Origin of the sequence: Coprococcus sp. AM100_B19A, from assembly GCF_027662015.1 — a bacterium.
Classification (GTDB): Bacteria; Bacillota; Clostridia; order Lachnospirales; family Lachnospiraceae; genus Allocoprococcus; species Allocoprococcus comes.
Map to the genome: position 1 here is coordinate 254,927 of NZ_JAQDKN010000001.1, position 19,889 is coordinate 274,815.

20 protein-coding genes are annotated in these 19,889 nt (G+C 45.4%); 1 reads left to right on the forward strand and 19 read right to left on the reverse strand.

Features of this window, described 5'->3' with window-relative positions; all coding sequences use genetic code 11:
- Nucleotides 1–211 precede the first annotated feature (211 nt).
- From PGQ33_RS01210 to PGQ33_RS01265, 12 genes are all read right to left on the reverse strand, one after another.
- Nucleotides 212–754 carry a prepilin peptidase gene (locus tag PGQ33_RS01210; RefSeq protein WP_270205091.1) on the reverse strand — a complete coding sequence of 181 codons (543 nt, stop codon included), beginning with the start codon at nucleotides 752–754 and terminating at the stop codon, nucleotides 212–214.
- A 378-nt stretch (nucleotides 755–1,132) separates the two neighbouring features.
- Nucleotides 1,133–2,326, reverse strand: a complete 1,194-nt coding sequence (locus tag PGQ33_RS01215; RefSeq protein WP_195502010.1) for a nitrogenase component 1 — start codon at nucleotides 2,324–2,326, stop codon at nucleotides 1,133–1,135.
- Nucleotides 2,323–3,663, reverse strand: a complete 1,341-nt coding sequence (locus PGQ33_RS01220; protein ID WP_195502011.1) for a nitrogenase component 1 — start codon at nucleotides 3,661–3,663, stop codon at nucleotides 2,323–2,325. Before PGQ33_RS01220 ends, PGQ33_RS01215 begins: the two co-directional genes overlap by 4 nt.
- Complete coding sequence (locus PGQ33_RS01225; protein WP_055248272.1) at nucleotides 3,657–4,424, reverse strand: nucleotide-binding protein; 768 nt, start codon at nucleotides 4,422–4,424, stop codon at nucleotides 3,657–3,659. Before PGQ33_RS01225 ends, PGQ33_RS01220 begins: the two co-directional genes overlap by 7 nt.
- Nucleotides 4,421–4,693, reverse strand: coding sequence for a TM1266 family iron-only hydrogenase system putative regulator (locus PGQ33_RS01230; protein ID WP_008372338.1), 273 nt, complete (start codon nucleotides 4,691–4,693; stop codon nucleotides 4,421–4,423). Before PGQ33_RS01230 ends, PGQ33_RS01225 begins: the two co-directional genes overlap by 4 nt.
- Nucleotides 4,694–4,745: 52 nt before the next feature.
- The gene (hypE, locus tag PGQ33_RS01235) at nucleotides 4,746–5,765 is read right to left on the reverse strand and encodes a hydrogenase expression/formation protein HypE (RefSeq protein WP_270205092.1); all 1,020 of its coding nucleotides are present in this window, start codon (nucleotides 5,763–5,765) and stop codon (nucleotides 4,746–4,748) included.
- Nucleotides 5,766–5,998: 233 nt separating this feature from the next.
- Nucleotides 5,999–7,051, reverse strand: coding sequence for a hydrogenase formation protein HypD (hypD, locus tag PGQ33_RS01240; RefSeq protein ID WP_270205093.1), 1,053 nt, complete (start codon nucleotides 7,049–7,051; stop codon nucleotides 5,999–6,001).
- Nucleotides 7,051–7,260, reverse strand: a complete 210-nt coding sequence (locus PGQ33_RS01245) for a HypC/HybG/HupF family hydrogenase formation chaperone (protein ID WP_022220582.1) — start codon at nucleotides 7,258–7,260, stop codon at nucleotides 7,051–7,053. Before PGQ33_RS01245 ends, hypD begins: the two co-directional genes overlap by 1 nt.
- A 113-nt stretch (nucleotides 7,261–7,373) precedes the next feature.
- The gene (gene hypF, locus PGQ33_RS01250; protein ID WP_270205094.1) at nucleotides 7,374–9,704 is read right to left on the reverse strand and encodes a carbamoyltransferase HypF; all 2,331 of its coding nucleotides are present in this window, start codon (nucleotides 9,702–9,704) and stop codon (nucleotides 7,374–7,376) included.
- A complete protein-coding gene (locus PGQ33_RS01255) occupies nucleotides 9,705–10,745 on the reverse strand; it encodes a nitrogenase component 1 (RefSeq protein WP_270205095.1) in 1,041 nt (346 codons plus the stop codon). It lies immediately after the preceding gene.
- A gap of 1 nt (nucleotide 10,746) precedes the next feature.
- The gene (locus PGQ33_RS01260) at nucleotides 10,747–12,027 is read right to left on the reverse strand and encodes a nitrogenase component 1 (RefSeq protein ID WP_008372356.1); all 1,281 of its coding nucleotides are present in this window, start codon (nucleotides 12,025–12,027) and stop codon (nucleotides 10,747–10,749) included.
- A 5-nt stretch (nucleotides 12,028–12,032) separates the two neighbouring features.
- Nucleotides 12,033–12,788, reverse strand: coding sequence for a nucleotide-binding protein (locus tag PGQ33_RS01265; RefSeq protein WP_022220578.1), 756 nt, complete (start codon nucleotides 12,786–12,788; stop codon nucleotides 12,033–12,035).
- Between the two features lie 387 nt (nucleotides 12,789–13,175).
- Between PGQ33_RS01265 and PGQ33_RS01270 the strand changes: the two genes are divergently transcribed.
- On the forward strand, nucleotides 13,176–13,898 hold the full coding sequence (locus tag PGQ33_RS01270) for a hypothetical protein (protein ID WP_195488133.1): 723 nt from the start codon (nucleotides 13,176–13,178) through the stop codon (nucleotides 13,896–13,898).
- A gap of 57 nt (nucleotides 13,899–13,955) precedes the next feature.
- Here the strand turns inward: PGQ33_RS01270 and greA are convergent, their stop codons facing one another.
- The 7 genes from greA to pyrH all read right to left on the reverse strand — a co-directional run bounded on the left by greA (nucleotide 13,956) and on the right by pyrH (nucleotide 19,650).
- A complete protein-coding gene (gene greA / locus PGQ33_RS01275) occupies nucleotides 13,956–14,459 on the reverse strand; it encodes a transcription elongation factor GreA (RefSeq protein WP_008372359.1) in 504 nt (167 codons plus the stop codon).
- Between the two features lie 120 nt (nucleotides 14,460–14,579).
- Nucleotides 14,580–15,608, reverse strand: coding sequence for an RIP metalloprotease RseP (gene rseP / locus PGQ33_RS01280; protein WP_055248262.1), 1,029 nt, complete (start codon nucleotides 15,606–15,608; stop codon nucleotides 14,580–14,582).
- A gap of 3 nt (nucleotides 15,609–15,611) precedes the next feature.
- The gene (gene dxr, locus PGQ33_RS01285; RefSeq protein ID WP_022220576.1) at nucleotides 15,612–16,757 is read right to left on the reverse strand and encodes a 1-deoxy-D-xylulose-5-phosphate reductoisomerase; all 1,146 of its coding nucleotides are present in this window, start codon (nucleotides 16,755–16,757) and stop codon (nucleotides 15,612–15,614) included.
- 18 nt (nucleotides 16,758–16,775) lie between these two features.
- Nucleotides 16,776–17,573, reverse strand: a complete 798-nt coding sequence (locus tag PGQ33_RS01290; protein WP_270205096.1) for a phosphatidate cytidylyltransferase — start codon at nucleotides 17,571–17,573, stop codon at nucleotides 16,776–16,778.
- Nucleotides 17,566–18,285 carry an isoprenyl transferase gene (locus PGQ33_RS01295; protein ID WP_270205097.1) on the reverse strand — a complete coding sequence of 240 codons (720 nt, stop codon included), beginning with the start codon at nucleotides 18,283–18,285 and terminating at the stop codon, nucleotides 17,566–17,568. The genes PGQ33_RS01290 and PGQ33_RS01295 overlap by 8 nt, the downstream gene beginning before the upstream one ends.
- Before the next feature lie 90 nt (nucleotides 18,286–18,375).
- Entirely contained in the window at nucleotides 18,376–18,927 is a 552-nt protein-coding gene (gene frr / locus PGQ33_RS01300) for a ribosome recycling factor (RefSeq protein WP_008372365.1), read from the reverse strand.
- A 27-nt stretch (nucleotides 18,928–18,954) separates the two neighbouring features.
- Complete coding sequence (gene pyrH, locus PGQ33_RS01305; protein WP_022220574.1) at nucleotides 18,955–19,650, reverse strand: UMP kinase; 696 nt, start codon at nucleotides 19,648–19,650, stop codon at nucleotides 18,955–18,957.
- Nucleotides 19,651–19,889 lie beyond the last annotated feature (239 nt).

Below are 19,889 nucleotides of genomic sequence, written 5' to 3' on the forward strand. Positions count from 1 at the left end.
AAACCGACCTCCAATAGTTAGATTTTTGGGTCTAACTTCTGGGGGTCGGTTCATTTTTGTACCTTTTTTTATATTTAAAGCTCCCACGATAATTGTCTACTCCTATGATATATTTTTCGAAATATACAAATTTTCCGCATTTATACTATCATACCAGCCCTTATCCGTCCATACTTGATCTGCACAATTCCACACGCAAATCATTTTCTGCCTATACCGCCCCAAACTGCAGATACCACACTGCCATCTTATCTCCCAGAAAAATTGCAGTTGCAAGTCCAAACACAAGAAATGGTCCAAACGCAAACTGATCTGTTTTATTCAGCCTCTTTCGTACCAGCATCAGTGTCACATAAGCACCTCCTGTTATAATCCCAATACACATTGCACATATCATTGACGCGCCACCAATAAGCAATCCGCTTACCGACATCAGCTTGATATCTCCGCCTCCGAAAGCCCCTGGAATTGCAAGTGCCAGCACCAGCATCGGCACTGATATGATTCCCATACCGGTCAGTCTTGTAGCAATTCCCATCTCCGGATAAAGCATAAAGTCCAAAACCGCAAGTATCAAGATCATAATATGAAATCGATCATAAATCATCTGTATATGCCAGTCAACCAAGGCAATCACAAACAGTATTCCCAAATATATAAAAAAAACTGCGCCTCTTAGTGAAATCACACCCATTTTCCCGCAACCATATACAATCGCACAACCGGTCATGGATACTCCACCTGTTAATTCCACTAAGAAATATCTTGCAATCCTCTTGCTCTTTGCACATATTGCGCTTTTCCCGTATGTTAATTTATCGATGACAATATGTAAGAAGCTGAAGATGCCAGCTCCGAAAAAGAACCTTATTATCCATAATATGATTTCTAAAACCACAAACATCCTCTCATAATTAAATGATTTGTTATAAATTATATCAGTTCTTTCGCAAAAAAGATACTGTTTTTAATGCTTTATTTAATTTTTCTGTCACAAAATTGATCATGACAATATTTTGAAACCTGCCGGAGACCTTTTAATAACAGGAAATGCAATTTCCTGTTATAGAAAAAACGGAAACAAAAAATGGATCAATCTCTTTTGTGAGAATTTGATCCATTTTTACCGCATCTAAATCAGTTGTCCCAGCACCGGAAGCCTTTTCAGATAAATTCTTCCGGAAAATGCAATATGCGGCAATTCATAAAACATACAATGCTTCGGACAGATTGGCTGATACAATGAATCCGCTACAATGATTTCTGCATCTTTCAATGCTTCTTCCATCTCTTCTTCCCCACAGATCCATCTGTCCTGTCTGCAAAGCAGACCTTCTGTTTTTTCCAGCGGGCAGAGAACTTCCACCGGACAGCCATATTTCTGTTCGATCCCTGCTGCCAGAGATTCCATGGTCACCGGTTCTCCGATCAGAGTCACTTTCTTTTGTCTGCCTGCCGCTTCAGGCTTCTTTATTTCTTCTCCCGATGCCGGATTTCTGTTTCCCTTCTGCTCCATGATTTCTTCAATTTCACCCTGCATCCGATTCTTCAGATATGGCATCTGCTCTTTTTCTTCCAGTGCTTTCGCAATCCGCTCTGTATAAGAGCCAATCGGCGTTCCAACCACATACGGGGTTCCGAACTTTTCTTCCAGTACTTTCGCCGCACGAAGCCCGACCGAAGATACCACCAGATTCACCTCTGCTTCTCCTGCCTGCAAAAATGCATCCAGTTCATCTCCCATTGCCCAGGTAGACAGCACCTTCCATCCACAGGCTTTCAGGTTCTCTTTCAGCACCTCTACATGAGATACCGGTCCAAAGTCCAGTGGTGTCACACCAAGCAGATTGACGGTGCGTGTCTGAATCCGTCCTGTCTTTTCCCCGGTAAATCTTTTCGCGATCTCCTCTAATGCAATTCCTGCCCCATACACATAATCATGCATTCCGTTCGTCGGTACTGCAAATGCAGGAATCCCGGTTTCTTCTTCCAGTACCTGTGCCAGTGCCGGAAAATCGGTTCCATTCATATACGGAATTGGGGATCCTGCAAGGGCAATAAATTTCGGATGCAGCTCCCTTGCTGCCTCTTTGATATCATCCAGAAATTTTTCATCATTTCCCATGATCGCATCAATTTCTGTCAGACCGGAAATATAGATCAGACTGTCCTGATCGTACCAGCGGATCTCATCGTGAGTGTTATAGGTCGAATTGCATCCGGACGGGTCGTGCATGACTGTCATGCCGCCAAGCTCATAAAGTGCAGAACACACACCGGATACATCCGATGTGTAAATTGGTATGATTCGATAAGATTGTCTCATATACAGCTTTCACACCCCCATCCTTTTCGCACAACCAGATCTTCCGTGTCTTTTTCTTCGGTAAATGCTTCGACCATAAGCTCTGCCGTCCTGCGGATCCCGTCAAATCCGTAAAGGCCGCCGCCCTGTACCATATTGACAAAATACGGACTTCCTGTAAACCATGCCGCCTTCTGTCCGATCGCCAGTATTTTTTCATCCGATGTTCTCGGAAGCACACGCATTTTCACCTGGATCGTTGCAATCAACTGCAGATCCGGTGCATGCTCCTTCAGCCACTCAAATTCTGCTTTTTCTTCCGGACTGATGGAATCCAGATAGATCCGTATTACCCGGAAGCCATGAGTAAGCAGAAGCTTTGCAAGTCCGAGTGGACGCGGATGGTACAGATAATCAATGGCAACCGCAGTGTCTCCGATCACCTCATGCGCCTTTTCCAGTGCCTTTTCACAGGCAGCAATTTCCTCTTCTACCGAAATCGTTTCCTCCAGCTTTCCATAGCCCATTGTCTGGCAAAAATTTTCCAGCTGTGCTGTGATTTCTTCATAATCAAAGCTGCCCGGCAGATACAGGTATGGTCGTTTCAGACGCTCTGAAAGCGCTTCCGCACCATACTTAGATGGTGGATAAGAAGATATAAAAAGTTTCCCTTCGGAAAGTGCCAGATAGTCTTCCCAGCTTTTACATCCCGGCAGTTCTCGGAAGATTCCCTGATGTGCCCGGACGATTCGTTTCAGATCTGCATTTTTTTCCAGTACGAAATCACTGCCGAGAAAACTCACGGCTTTTTCATCTGCTTTTCGCTTTGGAAGTGGTTCATAAATCGCTTTTCTCAGCTTCTGATCTGGTGTCGGTCCATGCTTCTGCATGATCGGATCCATATAACAGCGGATAAATGTAATCTTTGGGAACCTCTCTTCCAGTTCCTGATACACCCGTTCCAGATCGCATCCCAGAAAATGATGCAGACAGACGGTAAATAAAAGAACTGCTTTCGGTTTTTCTTCCAACTTATTCAGCACATCCGTCACGCCTTCGATGGTGATGTCCTCCAGATTTCCATTTAACAGATTCTCTTCTTTTACGATCACAAAGGAAAACCGGTCAGCCGCATTCATTTCCGCCGCTGTCAGCACCACACCTCGCATGCAGTTATCTGCACAGACATAGATCTGTCTTGCCTCCGGCATCAGCATTCCGGTATGTACGATGTTCCAGTTGCCGTGGACCGGCGAGTTAAATTCAAGCCCCGGTGCAAATGGAACCGGAAATGTGGCATCCTTGATGGCTACTGCCGCGCCTTTTTCATCCACCGGATGTCCTACCCGTTTTAACATGGTCTCTCCTCTCCGCACACTGCAAGGATCTGATCTGCCAGCTTCCGGTATTCCTCTGCCATCTGCGAATCCGGTGCGTATTCCAGCAGAACCTTGCCGGCTTCTTCTGCTTCCATCACAAGTTCGCTCCGATCAAGCCGTCCAATGATCTGCGTGTGAAAATCCTCTGCAAGCTCCCGCACCTTTTCTTCCTCTCTCGGAACCTCTCTTTTATTTAAAATAATACCGCCAAGGGAAGCATATCCCCGGTTCCTGAAATTCTCTACTGCCATTGCAATATTGGCCCCGGCATGGATCGCCATATTTTCACCAGATGTGATGATGAATACCTGATCCGCATAGCCTTTTCGCATTGGCATGGAAAAGCCACCGCAGACTACATCACCAAGTACATCGTATAACACGATATCCGGCTGGTAGGTCTCATAAGCACCGGTTTCTTCCAGCTTCTCAAGGGCGGTGATAATCCCGCGTCCTGCACATCCAAGTCCCGGTGTCGGTCCACCTGCTTCTACACAGACCACACCTGCATAGCCAACCGTAACCATATCTTCCAGTTTTAGATTCTGTTTCTTCTGTTGGAACATTTCCAGTACGGTTGGAATCTCCTTTCCGTGTCGGAGCTGGATGGTCGAATCCGCCTTCGGATCACAGCCGATCTGCATGACCTTGTATCCTTTTTCGGCAAGTGCCACCGCAAGATTGGATACAGTTGTGGATTTTCCGATCCCGCCTTTTCCGTACACTGCTATCTTTTTCATTCCGCTTTCTCCTCCGCTTTCGTAATGACGTTCGAGTACGCCGTTTTTGTGGATACCCCATTCAGACGCCCGATCTTCCCTGACAAAGCACTGATCATATCTTGCGGTGCATCAATGGCGATGCTGATGATATTAATTCCCTTCTCCCGGTACGGAATTCCCATTCTTCCAATGATATACTCTCCTGCTTCATGCAGGTAATGGTTCAGTTCCTCAATCGCGGCAGGATTCTCCACAATAATTGAAATGACTGCTACTCTGGTGTCCATGAAAAGTCTCCTTCCTTTTTTGAAATGTCACCGATTCCGCATTTCAGATTGTTTAGCAGATACGTGGCAGCAATTCTCCGCCCGGCTGTGGAAGAAGTGCCTGCGTTCCGATTTCTGTAGTCATGACTACTTTCCCCGGCTGCTCTGCAGTTACTTCTCCGATAATTGCCGCATTCTGTGAATACGGACATTTGTGCAGTACTTCTACAATCTTTTCTGCCTCTGTTTTTGGTGCCATAATGACCATTCTTCCTTCACATGCAAGGTAAAGTGGCTCCAGTCCAAGCATTCCGCAGACTCCCTTCACTTCCGGTGCAACCGGAACTTTTTCAGCATTCAGACGGATTCCAACATTACTCTGTCCCGCAATCTCATAAAGTACTGTTCCAACTCCACCTCTTGTCGCATCACGGATGACATGCAGATCATGTGTTGCATTTATCACTTCTTCCACAGTATGCCATAGTGGTGCACAGTCACTGGTCACATCCGCTTCGATTCCGAAGTCTTCTCTTGCAAGAAGGATCGTACAACCATGGCGTCCCACATCTCCGGTCACAATGATCGCGTCTCCCGGCTGTGCCAGTTCTCCTCCGACTTTTACGCCGTCCTCGATCTGTCCCATTCCGGTTGTTGTGATAAATACACCGTCTACCTGTCCCTTTCCTGCTACCTTGGTATCTCCGGATACAATACGGACACCGGCTTCTTTTGCCGTTTTCTCCATTGCTGCTGCAATCTCTTCCAGTTTTTCCATCGGAAATCCTTCTTCAATTACAAATGCACAAGTCAGATAAAGTGGTTTTGCTCCCATACATGCAAGGTCATTAACTGTTCCGCAGATGGAAAGCTTTCCGATATTTCCTCCTGGGAAGAATGCCGGAGATACAATAAATCCATCCGTAGATACTGCCATCTTTCCGACTGGTGGTGTAAGAACTGCCGCATCATTCGCAGTCAGATCCGGATTGGCAAAATGTGCTGCAAATACTTTATCGATCAGCTCTGAAGTCTGCTTTCCGCCGGCTCCGTGTGCCATAGTTACTGTCTGGTTGTCCATTTTATTTTCCATTTTTAACTTCCTTCTCTCCTAATCGTTTCCGTATATATGATACCGGATTGTTCCGGTGTTCCGTTCCTTCGTTTCCCTGATACCGGATTGTTCCGCACTTACGTGCTCTCACAATCCTCAATACATTCGTAATCCGCTCATTTTTCTTCGCAAAATGGCTACTTACTCATGTTTTGGCGGGGATAAAGGTCAGAAGTCTTCCTGCAAGCAAGCTTGCGTCAGACTTCTGACTTTTATCCCCTGGTATCATACATATAGTAAGCCGAGCATGCGCCCTCGCCGGATACCATGCAGGCTCCTACCGGGTGCTGCGGTGTACATACCTTGCCAAACACCTTGCAGTCGGACGGTTTGCATTTTCCCTGCAGTACATCTCCGCAGCGGCATGCCGGATTTGCTTTTCCTTCGATCTTTGGCATATTGTATTTCTTTCTGGCATCGTATGCTTCCCATTCTTCTCTCAGCTGCATACCGGATCCCGGAATGATTCCAAGACCTCTCCACTCGCTGTCGCATCCTTCCATCAGTTCATTCACCAGCCTCTGTGCCTCACGGCTTCCTTCTCTGGTGACAACTCTCGGATAGCAGTTTACGAAGAACGGCTTTCCTTCCTGGAAGCGTACCAGTGCGACCGCAAGTGCTGTAAGCAGTTCTTTTGCCGTAAATCCTGCTACCACACCGCTGACTCCTTCTTTTACCAGTTCCTCACAAAGTTCGGTCCCCGTGATTGCATTGACGTGTCCCGGATATAAAAATACATCCGCACTGCCTTTGAGTGCCTCGTAGGCTCCCGGCATCGTCTTATTGGCAACCAGAAGAGAATAATTGGAAATTCCATCTTCCTTTGCCTGTTTAACCGAAAGGCATCCTGCAGGTGTCGTTGTCTCAAACCCAACGGATAAAAATGTCACCTGTTCTTCCGGATGATCTTTCGCATATTTTTCCGCATCTGCCGGTGAATAAACGATATGGATCTTTGCTCCTTTTTCTCTTGCTCCGGCAAGGCTCATCTGACTTCCCGGTACGCGGACCAGATCACCAAATGTGCAGATCGTCACCTGCTTCTCCAACGCCAGATAAATTGCTTCATCAATAAAGCTGACCGGTGTTACGCAGACCGGGCATCCCGGTCCTGAGATCAGTTCTACCTGCTTTGGCAAAAGTTTTCGGATCCCCAGACGGAAAATTTCATGGGTATGGGTTCCGCATACTTCCATGATCCGCACTGCCGGTTCGTCATAATTTTCTATGATCTCTCTGGCTGTTCGTTTCTTTTGTTTTTCCATTACAGCAGTTCCTCCATAAGCTGATCGGTCTCGCTTTCATCTTCATCGGTGATCTTTGCGATCGCAACTCCGGCGTGGACCATGACGTAATCACCTGGTTCCAGATTCTCCAGGAGCTTGGATGAAACCTCTCTTTTTGCACCGCCTGCGTCAACGACGGCGGTTCCGTTACTGATTTTTACAACTTTTGCTGATAATCCAACACACATGTGGGTAATTCCTCCTTTTCCTCTTTTATTTGTAAGTTCTAATAGCTTTAGATTAACTTTGTTTAAAATTTTTTATGTCTGATTTTAATTTTCTAAATCCATAAAGTCTGGTTTTATTTTATCTCATGCTTCTGTAAATATGCCATTGCGTAGGCTGCCTGACCAAGTGACAATCCTCCGTCATTTGGTGGAATGAGGTGATGGTGCAGGGTGATGAGACCTTGCTTAACCAGACCTTCTTCTACCAGCCGTAGTAGTAAGCGGTTCTGGAAAACTCCGCCGCTTAGAGCAACTTTCCGGATTCCGGTCTGATGACTTGCTGTAAGGGCTGCGGATATGATCTGTCTTGCAAGTTCCTGGTGGAACTCGTATGCAAGTTGTCCGGTGCCTTCCCCAGCGAGACGTTTTTTTGCGAGGTTTTTGACTAATTCGCCGGTATTTAGAATCAGGCGGTCTTCTGCCGTTTCTGTAAATGGCTTAAGCATGAGGGGTTCGTATGGATGCTGCATTGTTTTTTCGTAAGCTTCTGCTGCGAACTCTAATGCCGTAGATGCTTCTCCCTCGAAAGTGGATTTTTTCCGGATTCCGAGGATAGCACTGACTCCATCAAAGAGACGGCCGGCACTGGTAGATCGAACAGCATTCAGGTGTCGTCCGGTCATTGTCACCAGTACTTTTGCCTCCGGTTCGGTGCAAAGCTCCAGTTTCTTCATCCATTCGACCGTTTTTTCTTTATCCTGCAATTCTTCATAGAGAAGAGAACCGGCAATTCGCCAGCCTTCTTTTGCAGAAAGATCTCCACCTACCTGCCAGAATGGCTTAATGCTGCCAAGTCTTTCAAATCCATTGTAATCACAACGAAGAATTTCTCCACCCCAGATGGTCCCATCCGTTCCATAGCCGGTTCCGTCAAAGGAAACGCCGATCACCGGATCTTCGCAGTCATTTTCTGCCATACAGGACAGAATATGTGCAAAATGGTGCTGTATCTTCAGAACCGGGAGTCCAAGTTCTTCCGCAACAACTGTCGCATTGTATTTCGGATGCAGATCGCATGCCACAACCTTTGGTTCTATCTCCAGAAGTGTTTCCATTCTACCGATTGTTTCTTTTAAAGCTTCCACGGTGCGCAGATCTTCCAGATCTCCCACATAAGGGGATGGGTAAAATCTGCCGTCCACACCGATACAGAATGTATTTTTCAGTTCTCCTCCAGTGGCAAGTACCTGCCCTTTCCACGACATCTGAACCATGGTCGGAAGTGGCGCATAGCCTCTGGATCTGCGGATCATATATGGCTCATTTTTATAAAAATCCATCACTGAATCATCGGCACGGATCCGGATTTTCCGGTTGTGGGAAAGCATACAGTCGCACAGACGGGAAAGCTCCTGAATCGCTTCTTTGTCCTCCCTGCAGATCGGTGCACCGGATGTATTTCCACTGGTCATAACCAAAAAAGACGGCATCCGGATTCCATCATCATAGGTAAAGAGCAGAAGCTGTACCGGTGCATACGGCAACATTACTCCAACCTTTGGATTACCAGGCGCAATACTTTCGCAAAGTGTTTCTTCACCATCTTCTTTTTTGTCCAGAAGCAGGATTGGTTTTTGATGTCCGGTCAGAATTTTTTCCTGTTCTTCACTGACCAGGCATTCTCTTTTCACAGATTCCAGATCTTTTGCCATAACTGCAAATGGTTTCGCCGGACGTTTTTTCAGTTCTCTGAGGCGCTTCACCGCCTCTTCATTAGTCGCATCGCAGCACAGGTGGAAACCTCCAATCCCCTTAATCGCCACAATTCCGCCTTCTGCAATGGTCCGTCTGGTGTAAATGATTGCGTCTCTTCCGCGTTCTTCTCTGCCGATCAGGTAGACCTCCGGACCACACTCGTTACAACAGACTGGCTGTGCATCGTATCTCCGGGTTGCCGGATCATAATATTCTTTTGCGCAATCCGGACACATCGGAAATTCTTTCATGCTGGTGCGCTCCCGGTCATACGGAAGGGCATCCAGGATCGTAAGTCTTGGTCCACAGCAGGTACAGTTGATAAATGGATGCAGATATCTACGGTTCTTCGGATCAAACATTTCTTCCTTGCATTCATCACAAATTGCAATATCCGGTGAGACAAAAATCTCACCTTTCGTCTTTTCACTTTCAATGATCGCAAACTCCGGAAAGTCTTCTGCTTCTGCTACCGGCTCAATATTCATTTTCAAAATTGCTGCCCGCTTCGGCGGCTTATTCTCAATATCCGAGATAAATCCATCCACTGCCTCTTCCGGTCCCTGCGCAAAGATTTCCACATACGGACCTTTATTGGACACGCTGCCCCGGATCTGATGCGTAGCCGCATGCCTGCTCACAGTCGGACGAAATCCTACGCCTTGCACGATCCCATAGACGCGGATCTGTTTTGTCACTTCATTTTTCATCTATTCACACAGTCTCCCTGACACTGCAAAATGTCTTGTATTTACGAAGATTCCCTGAAAATCCGGAACCATTTTTTCCATACATGCATCTGCGAAAATGATATCAAATCCACCATTTTTCACAAGATCGATATAATCATCTTCCTCACGCAACGACACATCCTGCGGACAGGCAAGCTCTTTTTTCCTCATAAACCAGGTTGCTGTCTGCACCTCTGCCGAATTCTCTCTTTTAAGAATTTCCTGCCGGATTGCTTCCGCCATCACCTGCTGGTGTACCACAAGGATCTTCTTTCCCTGATAGTCCAGATTCGGAACCAACTCATCTGCTGCCGGATAACCGATCTCATACGGCGTACCAAAGGTCTTTTCCAAATATTTGGCTACTTCCAGTGCTGCCGCAGATACAACAATATTTTTGCCAACTTCCGATGCCCTTTCTACTGCCTCAAGCCCATCGCCCATTCCATAGCAAATGGCTTCTTTTCCTTCTTTTTTCAGTTCCTCTCTTACTTTATCTGCTGCTTTCAGATCGCTTACATCCTGTGGCGTCATTCCAAGGATACCGACTTTTTCTTTGCATACCTCATATTTTTCCTTTGCAAATGCAGTAAATAATGCAAGATACGCTTTTTCTTCCCCTTTATCGTAAAGCTCCATTCCGTCGGTATCAATGGCAAGAATCGGAAGGTCGGTCTTTTTTTCACACATTCTTTTCAGTGCCTGGTAATCCGTTCCGATCACAGCCGGAACCGGAGTGCCGACAATCGCCGCAAAATTCGCATCAATCTTATCAGCTGCATCGACCAGCTTTGCGACCAGACGGTCATCTCTTCCAAGGATTGCATCCATATCACGAAGTCCTGCGCTGAATACTGCACTTTTCCGTTCAAACCATCTCGGCTCATCAAAACCGCAGACATTTCCTGTGCATCCTCCCGCGTCGCAGATGACGATGATTCCGCCAAGTTCATATAACACAGACACTGCGCCCGACTGATCCGGTGCAAATGGTGTCAGATATTTTCTAAGTCCTCTCATACTACACCTCCAAAAGGGTTTCAAACAACCGTGTCACACCTGCATAACCATAAGGCTGTCTGTCCTGATTCCAGATCACATTCGGCTGATCCGGATGATAGTATCCCGCATCCTTTCCAATGGTCATATTCACGCCGCTCTTTTCCGGATCGTAGTACAGCATGGTCGGTTCCATATTGGAAAATACCTTCGTCTCCGGGCTGAGCTGGGATAACTGGTTCAGGTAAATAAAGTTCTCTGCTGTCAGTGTTCCATAGATTTCCGGCACCTTAAATCCATATTTGATCATCGCAAGTGCCATTTCAAATGGATCTCCGTTCATGCATTCCCCGATCGCAAAGCTTGCATCCGGCCGTTTCTCTTTGAATTTCGCCACGGTTTCTTCCGCTTTTTCACGATAAACTTCATCAGAAAATGTCACCCCAAGCACTTTCCCAAATGCCTGATACTGGCTGGCGATCTTGTCTGTCTGGTAGAGTCTCCTGAGTTCAATAAACGGAATCTGCAGACGGTTATGAAAATCCTCTGCCGCAAATCTGGCTTCCGGGTGAAGTACCAGATTAAAATTTGCCTCAGACATGGTCTGATATTCCTCATAGTCCTTGCATCTGGAGATTTCATGGATGGTCTTAACTCCTGCGCTGTGCAAAAGATCATACAGCTCACACTCATCGATCAGCGGCGAGAAAAATCCAAGCAGGTTCACCACATTTCCTTTTTTCTTCTTTGGCTCCAGAAGGGAATATAAAGACTGACGTACATGCACCATCGGCGGCTTTCTTCCTTCTCTTGTCAGCGCGTACATGTAGCATGGTCGAACCGGAAGTCCGGCTCTTTCCTCCGCTTTTCTGCACACACGCTCCATGTCCGTCCCAAGAAGAGCATCTACACAGGTAATACAGATCATCACAACGGACGGTCTCTTTTCACAGCAATTGCAGATTTCTTCTACTGCCTTCGGAATCTTTTTCAAATGACGTCCCGTTACGATATCGGTCTCGTCCATCATCAGATAGAAAAAACGGTTATCATATTCCCTCATGGAACTGATAAGCGAAGTATTTCGTCCACAGCAGCCCGGTGCCACGATCAGCATGATCGAATCCGGCACAGCAAGTCCCGCTCTTTTTACTCCGAATCCTTCTGCTCCCGGTGAGTTAAATGCAAGCGTTGCCGGTGAGCTGTAGATCAGGTGTGTATTCGACCGGAGCTGTGCCGGAATCGCATCTCTTCCCAGTTTATTTAATTCTTTTACGGTACAATAATATGCTTCTTTTGCCATACCTTCTATTCCTCACTCTTCAGTAATAACTCTGCCAGATCAAAAAATCTCTTACTGATCGCGGAATCTTTGTCCCCTTCGATCACCGTCATTCCCTGATCCTCATAGCGGATGATCTCATCACTTCTCGGGATTTCCCCGACGATCGGGATCCCGCTTTTTTCGGAAAATGCCTGTACTTTTTCCGTCTCATTTTCCACATTCCTGTGGTTCAGTACAATACCGAAAACTCTGGCATAGCTTCTGTCCTCAAAATTCCTCACCGCACTTGAAATATTATTTGCTGCATAAAGTGCCATCTTTTCTCCGGAAGTTACGATCAGAACCTTTTCGGCGTACCCTTCCCGGATCGGTGCTGCAAAGCCACCGCATACCACGTCACCAAGAACGTCATAAAGTACAACATCCGGCTTATATGTTTCAAATAACTGCAAATCTTCTAACAGCTGGAATGTGGCAATAATCCCGCGCCCCGCGCATCCAAGTCCCGGTGTCGGTCCACCTGTTTCAATGCAGAGCACACCACCATAGCCTTCTTTTGCAATATCTGAAAGCTCCTCCGGTTCTTCATCCTCTTCTCTCATATAATTCATCACTGGTCTGAGCGGCTCGCCGCCAAGCAGATTGATCGTAGAATCTGCCTTCGGATCACATCCAATCTGGATTACTTTCTTTCCCATCGCCGCAAATGCTGCCGCCAGGTTGGACGTAATCGTAGACTTTCCAATACCGCCCTTTCCATAAATTGCAACCTTTAACATAATCCTTTTTCCTTTCTATAACCAAGCAGGCAATTTATCGTATACACAAAAAACCCGCCTCCCAAAACGGTAGACGAGTCCCACTATACATCTTCGTATATCACCAACTGTTTCCCGCTCGGATCTACCTTGCCGTCAAAGTCTCTTGTATAAAATTATCTCCATTCAGCATTCAGATAGGAATCTTCCACTCCGTCTGCATCATTATTTTTAATTATATCTCCACGCCTATAGGTCAGTCAATTCTAACTATGTTTTATCATGGTATTTTTCTATATTTTTTCAGGACTTTTCTATGAATAACTGGTCAAATTCCCCATAAAATCTTGTAACAAACTTTATTGCAGCGTATACTACACCTATAAAACAAAATTTTGAGGAGCCCATATGATAAAAAAATTTTCACTACACTGTATAGAAAAAGTTTTATTCTTCATCGGCATTTTTCTGCTTACCAGCGAAATCCTGAAACAATTACTCCTGACCTTCGTCATGAATAATGGGCACTACAACCTGTGGTACTTCCCATTCCAGCTCTGCAGCCTCCCGATGTATCTGCTGGTTCTCTACCCATTTTTTCACACAGAACCTGCCAGAAATACCATCCTCGGCTTCCTTTCCACCTATAATCTTCTCGGTGGAATTGCCGTTTTTTTCGATACCAGTGGAATGCATTATCCGCTTCTGATCCTGACAGTTCACTCCTATCTCTGGCATATTTTACTAATTGTCACAGGAATCCTGTCCGGTATATTTCTGGTACAGAAATCTGTACCAATGACTCCTCTTTCCTGTTCAAAAAATATTAAAAGACAGCCGACTGACGCTTCTTCACGCCGTCTGCTGCCTTCTTTTTCCCGCATCACTTTGCTCTATATTCTGTTTGCTCTCATCGCAGAATATCTGAACCACATTCTGGATCCCTTTGGTGAAATTAATCTTTTCTACATTAATCCAGATTACCGGATGGAACAGATTTTCTTTGTGAAAATCGGTGAACTCTACGGAAATAATTCTGCAATTCTGGTCTATATCCTTGCGACTATATCAGGGGCTGGGATTTTGTATGGAGCCTGGAATCTCATGATCCGTTTTTATTCTTCTCATTGACATTGCTTTTGGGAAATTTCTGCTCCCTTGCTCACATACTCTGCTCCCACCTTCAAACTAAAACGCCCGGATCTTATCCTCCTCATCATCCGTCGTATCTTCAATCTTCCGTATCACAAGCTCATACGAATAATCATCGCTAACCTTCACCTTCACAGTCTCTCCTGCTTTATGCCCGAAGATTGCCTTTCCGATCGGAGATTCGGTACTGATATAATTATGAATTGAATTCCCACGAATCGAAGTAACCAGCTTATAGGTTTCTTCCTCGTCATCCTCCGGAAAATATACGGTCACACGGTTATTGATTCCGGCAACACCTTCTTCGGAAGTATCGGATACAATCTCCGCATTTTTCAGCATTCTTTCCAGATACCGGATCCGGCTTTCATTCTGGTTCTTATATTTTTTTGCTGCATGGTATTCAAAGTTCTCACTTAAGTCTCCCTGCGCACGCGCTTCCTTGACCGCTTCAATGGCTTCCTTACGGATCACATGCTTGCGATGCTGGATTTCCTCTTCAATTTTCTTTACATCACTTTCTGTAAGCTGCTCACGCATATCTTTCCATCCTTCTTTCTGTAAAATAATTTCCATCAAAATATGCATCCACTGATGCACCTAACACAAAGCACCTCAATTGCAGCCAATCGAAGTGCTTCGTAAAATTTTCCAATATCACTAAAAGAAGATTCTCCGGATATCATTATACATCACAAATACCATCAGGCAAAGAAGAAGTGCCATTCCTGCCAGATGTACATACCCTTCTTTTTCCGGAGGCACCCGCTTTCCGCGGATCACTTCCACGATCAGAAATACTAGACGGCCTCCATCCAATGCCGGAAGCGGAAGTAAATTCATCACTCCAAGGTTCGCAGAAAGCAGGATCGTCATCTGCAGAAGATTCAGGAAAATCAACAGTGCTCCACCAGATTTGCTTTCCTTATACGTGGTATCCACCGCGCTCACAACGCCCACCGGTCCAGATAACTGATCCACTCCGATCCGTCCTGTCACAAGCTGTTTCAAACTGTCAATCGTCAGATTGATCCAGTATTTAACATTATACGCACTGTATGCGGCAGTCTCAAATACATTGGTCTTAACATAATTGCTGCTCGTAATTCCAATCAGATAATATCCACTGTCATTCTTCTCCGGGGTAACGGAAACCGTATTCTTTTCGCCATTTCTTTTGTATACAATCTTCATCGTCTGTCCCTGATGAAACTGATTGTAAGTAGAAATATCCTTGAAAATATGGATGTTCTTATCATTGATCTTTACAATCTCATCCCCTGCCTGAAGCCCTGCCTCAGCTGCAGGCGTTCCTGCATTTACCGTTCCTATGACCGGTTTGTCTACACCGACAAAGCAGATAATAATGAATGCACCAATAAAGGCAAGAATAAAGTTAAATACCGGACCTGCGGCAATGACCGAGATCCTGCGCCACGGCGATTTGCTGTTGAAGCTTCCCTCTGATAGATCCTCTTTCTCATCTTCCCCCATCACACACGCACCGCCGATCGGCAGTATTTTCAGACAGTAGTCTGTATTTCCGATCTTTTTGTGTGCCAGTGTCGGCCCCATTCCGATCCAGAATTCATACACATTGATTCCATTAATCCTCGCCAGAAGAAAATGTCCCAGTTCATGAAAAAAAACGATGAATCCAAAAAGTAAAATCGCCAGTACGATTCCCATTTGCTACCTCCTGCTTCTGATTCTGTCATACGTTTCCTGCTCTGTGTCCAGAATCTGTTCCACAGTCGGATTCGCAATTGTCTTATGTGCTTTCATGCAGTCTTCGATAATCTCTGTAATTTCCAGATATTTAATCTCCCGGTTCAGGAACTGGCTGACTGCAAGTTCATTTGCTGCGTTAAATACCGTTGGAAGTGTTCCACCGCATCGCCCTGCCTCGTAAGCAAGTGCAAGCCCGTAGAAGGTATCCATATCCGGCTTTTCAAAATCAAGGTGTCCGATACTCCAGAAATCCACACGTTCTCCCGGAAGAAATCTTCTTTCCGGATAATAAAGTGCATACTGGATCGGCAGCTTCATATCCGGAGTACCAAGCTGTGCGATCACGGCTCCGTCCACATACTCTACCATAGAATGGATCACACTCTGCGGCTGTACAACCACCTGCACATCATCAATATCCACATTAAAAAGCCATCTGGCTTCCATCACTTCCAGTCCTTTATTGACCATGGTCGAAGAATCGATCGTAATCTTACGTCCCATCGCCCAGTTCGGATGCTTTAAAGCATCTTCCACACGGATATTCAGAAGATCCTCCTGCTTCTTTCCACGGAACGGACCACCGGATGCCGTAAGCAGGATCTTCTTCAGTTCATTCTTTCCATGGCTTCCCTGCAGAGACTGGAAAATGGCACTGTGTTCACTGTCCACCGGAAGGATCTTCACACCACATTCCTTTGCAAGCGGCATAATGATATGCCCTGCCGTAACCAGTGTCTCTTTATTTGCAAGGGCAATATCCTTTCCGGCTTTGATCGCTGCAATTGTCGGACGGATGCCGATCATACCCACGATCGCCGTTACAAGGATCTCACTTTCCTCCATCGTGGCAATCTCCAGAAGTCCATCCATTCCGGAAACAACCTTTACATCCAGATCCCGGATCCGGCTTTTCAGTTCCTTTGCCTTCTCTTCTGTCCACATTGCCACAAGTTTTGGCTGGAATTCCCGGATCTGTTTTTCCAGAAGATCCACATTTGTCCCTGCCGCAAGCCCTGTCACTTCGATATCTTTGTTCTCACGGATCACCTCAAGTGTCTGGGTTCCGATCGAACCTGTTGAACCTAATATTGCTATTTTTTTCATTTGAAACCTCCTGTCAGATTACATCAGTGCAACTGCCAGATAATAAATCACCGGAGCCGTGAAGATCACACTGTCGAAACGGTCCAGGATTCCACCGTGTCCCGGAATCAGTTTTCCGTAATCCTTGATCTCATGATTTCTCTTGATCGCAGATGCTGCAAGATCCCCGATCATGGAAATGATTCCACCAACAAAACAGATCAGCGCATATTCGCCGACTCCTGCCAAAGCACCACCCCATTTATTGATTGCAAGAGCGTAAAGCGCGCCGAGAAGTGCTGCGCCTGCAAGTCCACCGATTCCGCCCTCTATGGATTTCTTCGGGCTGAGCTTCGGTGCCATCTTATGCTTTCCGATCAGTACACCCACACAGTACGCACAGGTATCACATCCCCAGGAACATAAAAATACAAGTCCCACGAGGAAAAGTCCGTCTTTCAACAGACGTGTCTGATAAATATAGGATAACATAATCGCCACATAAAATACGCCAAAGTACGCAGTCATTACCTGTTCAGACACATATTTCGGAAAGGCAAATACATAAACTGCCATTACAAGGATCAGCAAAATGATTGCAAACATCATCAAATCTTCTTTTTTCTGTGCACGGATCAGAAAATAATATGCAACTACACCTATATAGCCTACGATTCCGAGTGGTGCTTTCTCAATCTTTACAACCTTGTAAAGCTCGGAAACTCCGATCAGACTGATGATCAGAAGTGTTGCAAACAATACATCCCCACCAAGGAAGATCGTTGCAAATGCAATGATAACCAGTACAATTCCGCTGAGTAATCTTGTCTTAAACATTTTCTTCGTCCTCCTTGATTCCGCCGTATCTTCTGTCTCTGCTATTATATTGCTCAATTGCTTTTTCTAATTCTTCTTTTGAAAAATCCGGCCACGGAACATCTGTAAAATAAAATTCTGCATAAGCAAGCTGCCATAACAAATAATTGGAAAGTCTGAGTTCTCCGCTGGTACGGATCAGAAGATCCGGATCCGGAATCCCATGTGTATCCAGATATCCTTCAAACAGTTCTTCTGTAATCTCTTCCGGTGCAAATCTGCCATCTGCACAGTCTTTTGTCATTTTTCGCATGGCACGGATCATCTCATCTCTGCTTCCATAATTGATCGCAATCTGGAAATTCAGTCCGTCATTATTTTTTGATGCCTCTTCCAGTTCCTTAATTCTGGTACGGATATCTTCATCCAGACCTGTCTTATCTCCGATCACACGGACACGCATCCGGTTCTTTTCCGCCGTCTTCAGACAGGTTTTCATATAGTTACGAAGAAGCTTCATCAGTGCATCCACTTCACTCTTCGGTCGACTCCAGTTCTCTGTGGAAAACGCATAGACCGTCAGATATTTGACACCCATCTTATAAGCAGCCTCACAGATCTTTTCCACATTCTTGCTGCCCTGCACATGCCCGTAGTTTCTCGGCATCCCTTTTGCTTTCGCCCATCGTCCGTTACCGTCAAGGATAATGGCTATATGCTGCGGTACATTCATCTTTTAATCCTCTCTTGATTGATACTAAATTTGCTGATATAAAAAAGGAAAAGAGGCGCCAAACATCTCGCCGCCCCTTATCTTTCCTTCTTATACTGTCATAACTTCTTTTGACTTTGCATCGACTGCTGCATCAACTTCCTTGATGTATTTGTCAGTCAGCTTCTGGATCTGATCTTCAAGATCCTGAATTTCATCCTCTGAAACGTCTGTGCCTTTCAGCTTCTTGAATGCATCATTTCCATCACGGCGGATGTTACGGACTGCAACCTTGGATGCTTCTCCTTTTTTCTTAACATCTTTCACCAGTTCTTTTCTTCGTTCCTCTGTCAGTTCCGGGAATACCAGACGGATAACAGTACCATCGTTTGTTGGATTGATTCCGATATCAGACATCAGGATTGCTTTCTCAATATCTTTGATGATCTTCTTTTCCCATGGCTGGATCTGAATCATACGTGCTTCCGGAACAGAAATGTTCGCTACCTGCTGGATCGGTGTCGGTGTTCCATAATATTCTACCGTTAATTTGTTCAGAATATTCGGGTTTGCACGTCCTGCACGGATAGAAGCAAGCTCTGTATCCAGTGCATGGATGGTTTTCTGCATCTTTTCATCGTATATTTTTAATTTTTCGTTCATATGTTATCCTCCCTTAATGGGTGCTGCTTATACAGTCACCTTTGTTCCGTTGAAATTACCGCTCATTGTTTCTACGATACTGTTCTCTTCGTTCAGTCCGAATACCAGCATCGGCATCTTATTCTCAAGGCACATGATCGATGCGGTCAGATCTACTGCCATAAGCTTCTTATCGATGATTTCCTGAATAGAAATCTCATCATACTTCTTCGCTTCCGGATTCACCTTCGGATCGCTGTCATAGATTCCGTCAATTGCTTTTGCAAGAAGCATTGCATCTGCTTCAATCTCAATTGCACGGAGAACAGCTCCTGTATCTGTTGAAAAATACGGATGTCCTGTGCCACCTGCGAAAAAGATTACTTTTCCTTCGTTCAGTGCTTCCACTGCTGCATCTTTTGAAAACAGGGAAGTGAATGCTCCACAGACAAATGGAGTGAAAACCTCTGTCTTCATGCCTACATGTCTGAAAATATCGGATACATAGATGCAGTTCATCACCGTTGCAAGCATTCCAATCTGGTCAGCTTTGGTACGGTCGATTGTCTCACTGGTTCTTCCTCTCCAGAAATTACCACCTCCGGTTACGATTGCAACCTGGATTCCCTGATCTACGATCTGCTTTACCTGCTTTGCAACGCCAATGCATGTTGCCTCATCAAAACCTGTCTTTTTGTCTCCTGCAAGTGCTTCTCCGCTTAATTTTAAAAGAACTCTTTTCATCTGTCTTTGCTCCTGTCTCTTGGTTTTTAAGATACTTTCGCATACCTGGATTTAGTATAGCATACCTAGGTTTAAAATGGAAGTTCTAAGTTTATTACATTGAGGGTGGGCAGCGCAAAATTTTGTAGAATTGGAGGAATTGACGCAGAATGTACAAATAATCTTGTTTCACTTCCGTTGTGCAAACCATTCCGTGAAGCCTCTGAAAGCAAAAATCATTTTCAGCAATGGCTTCAATG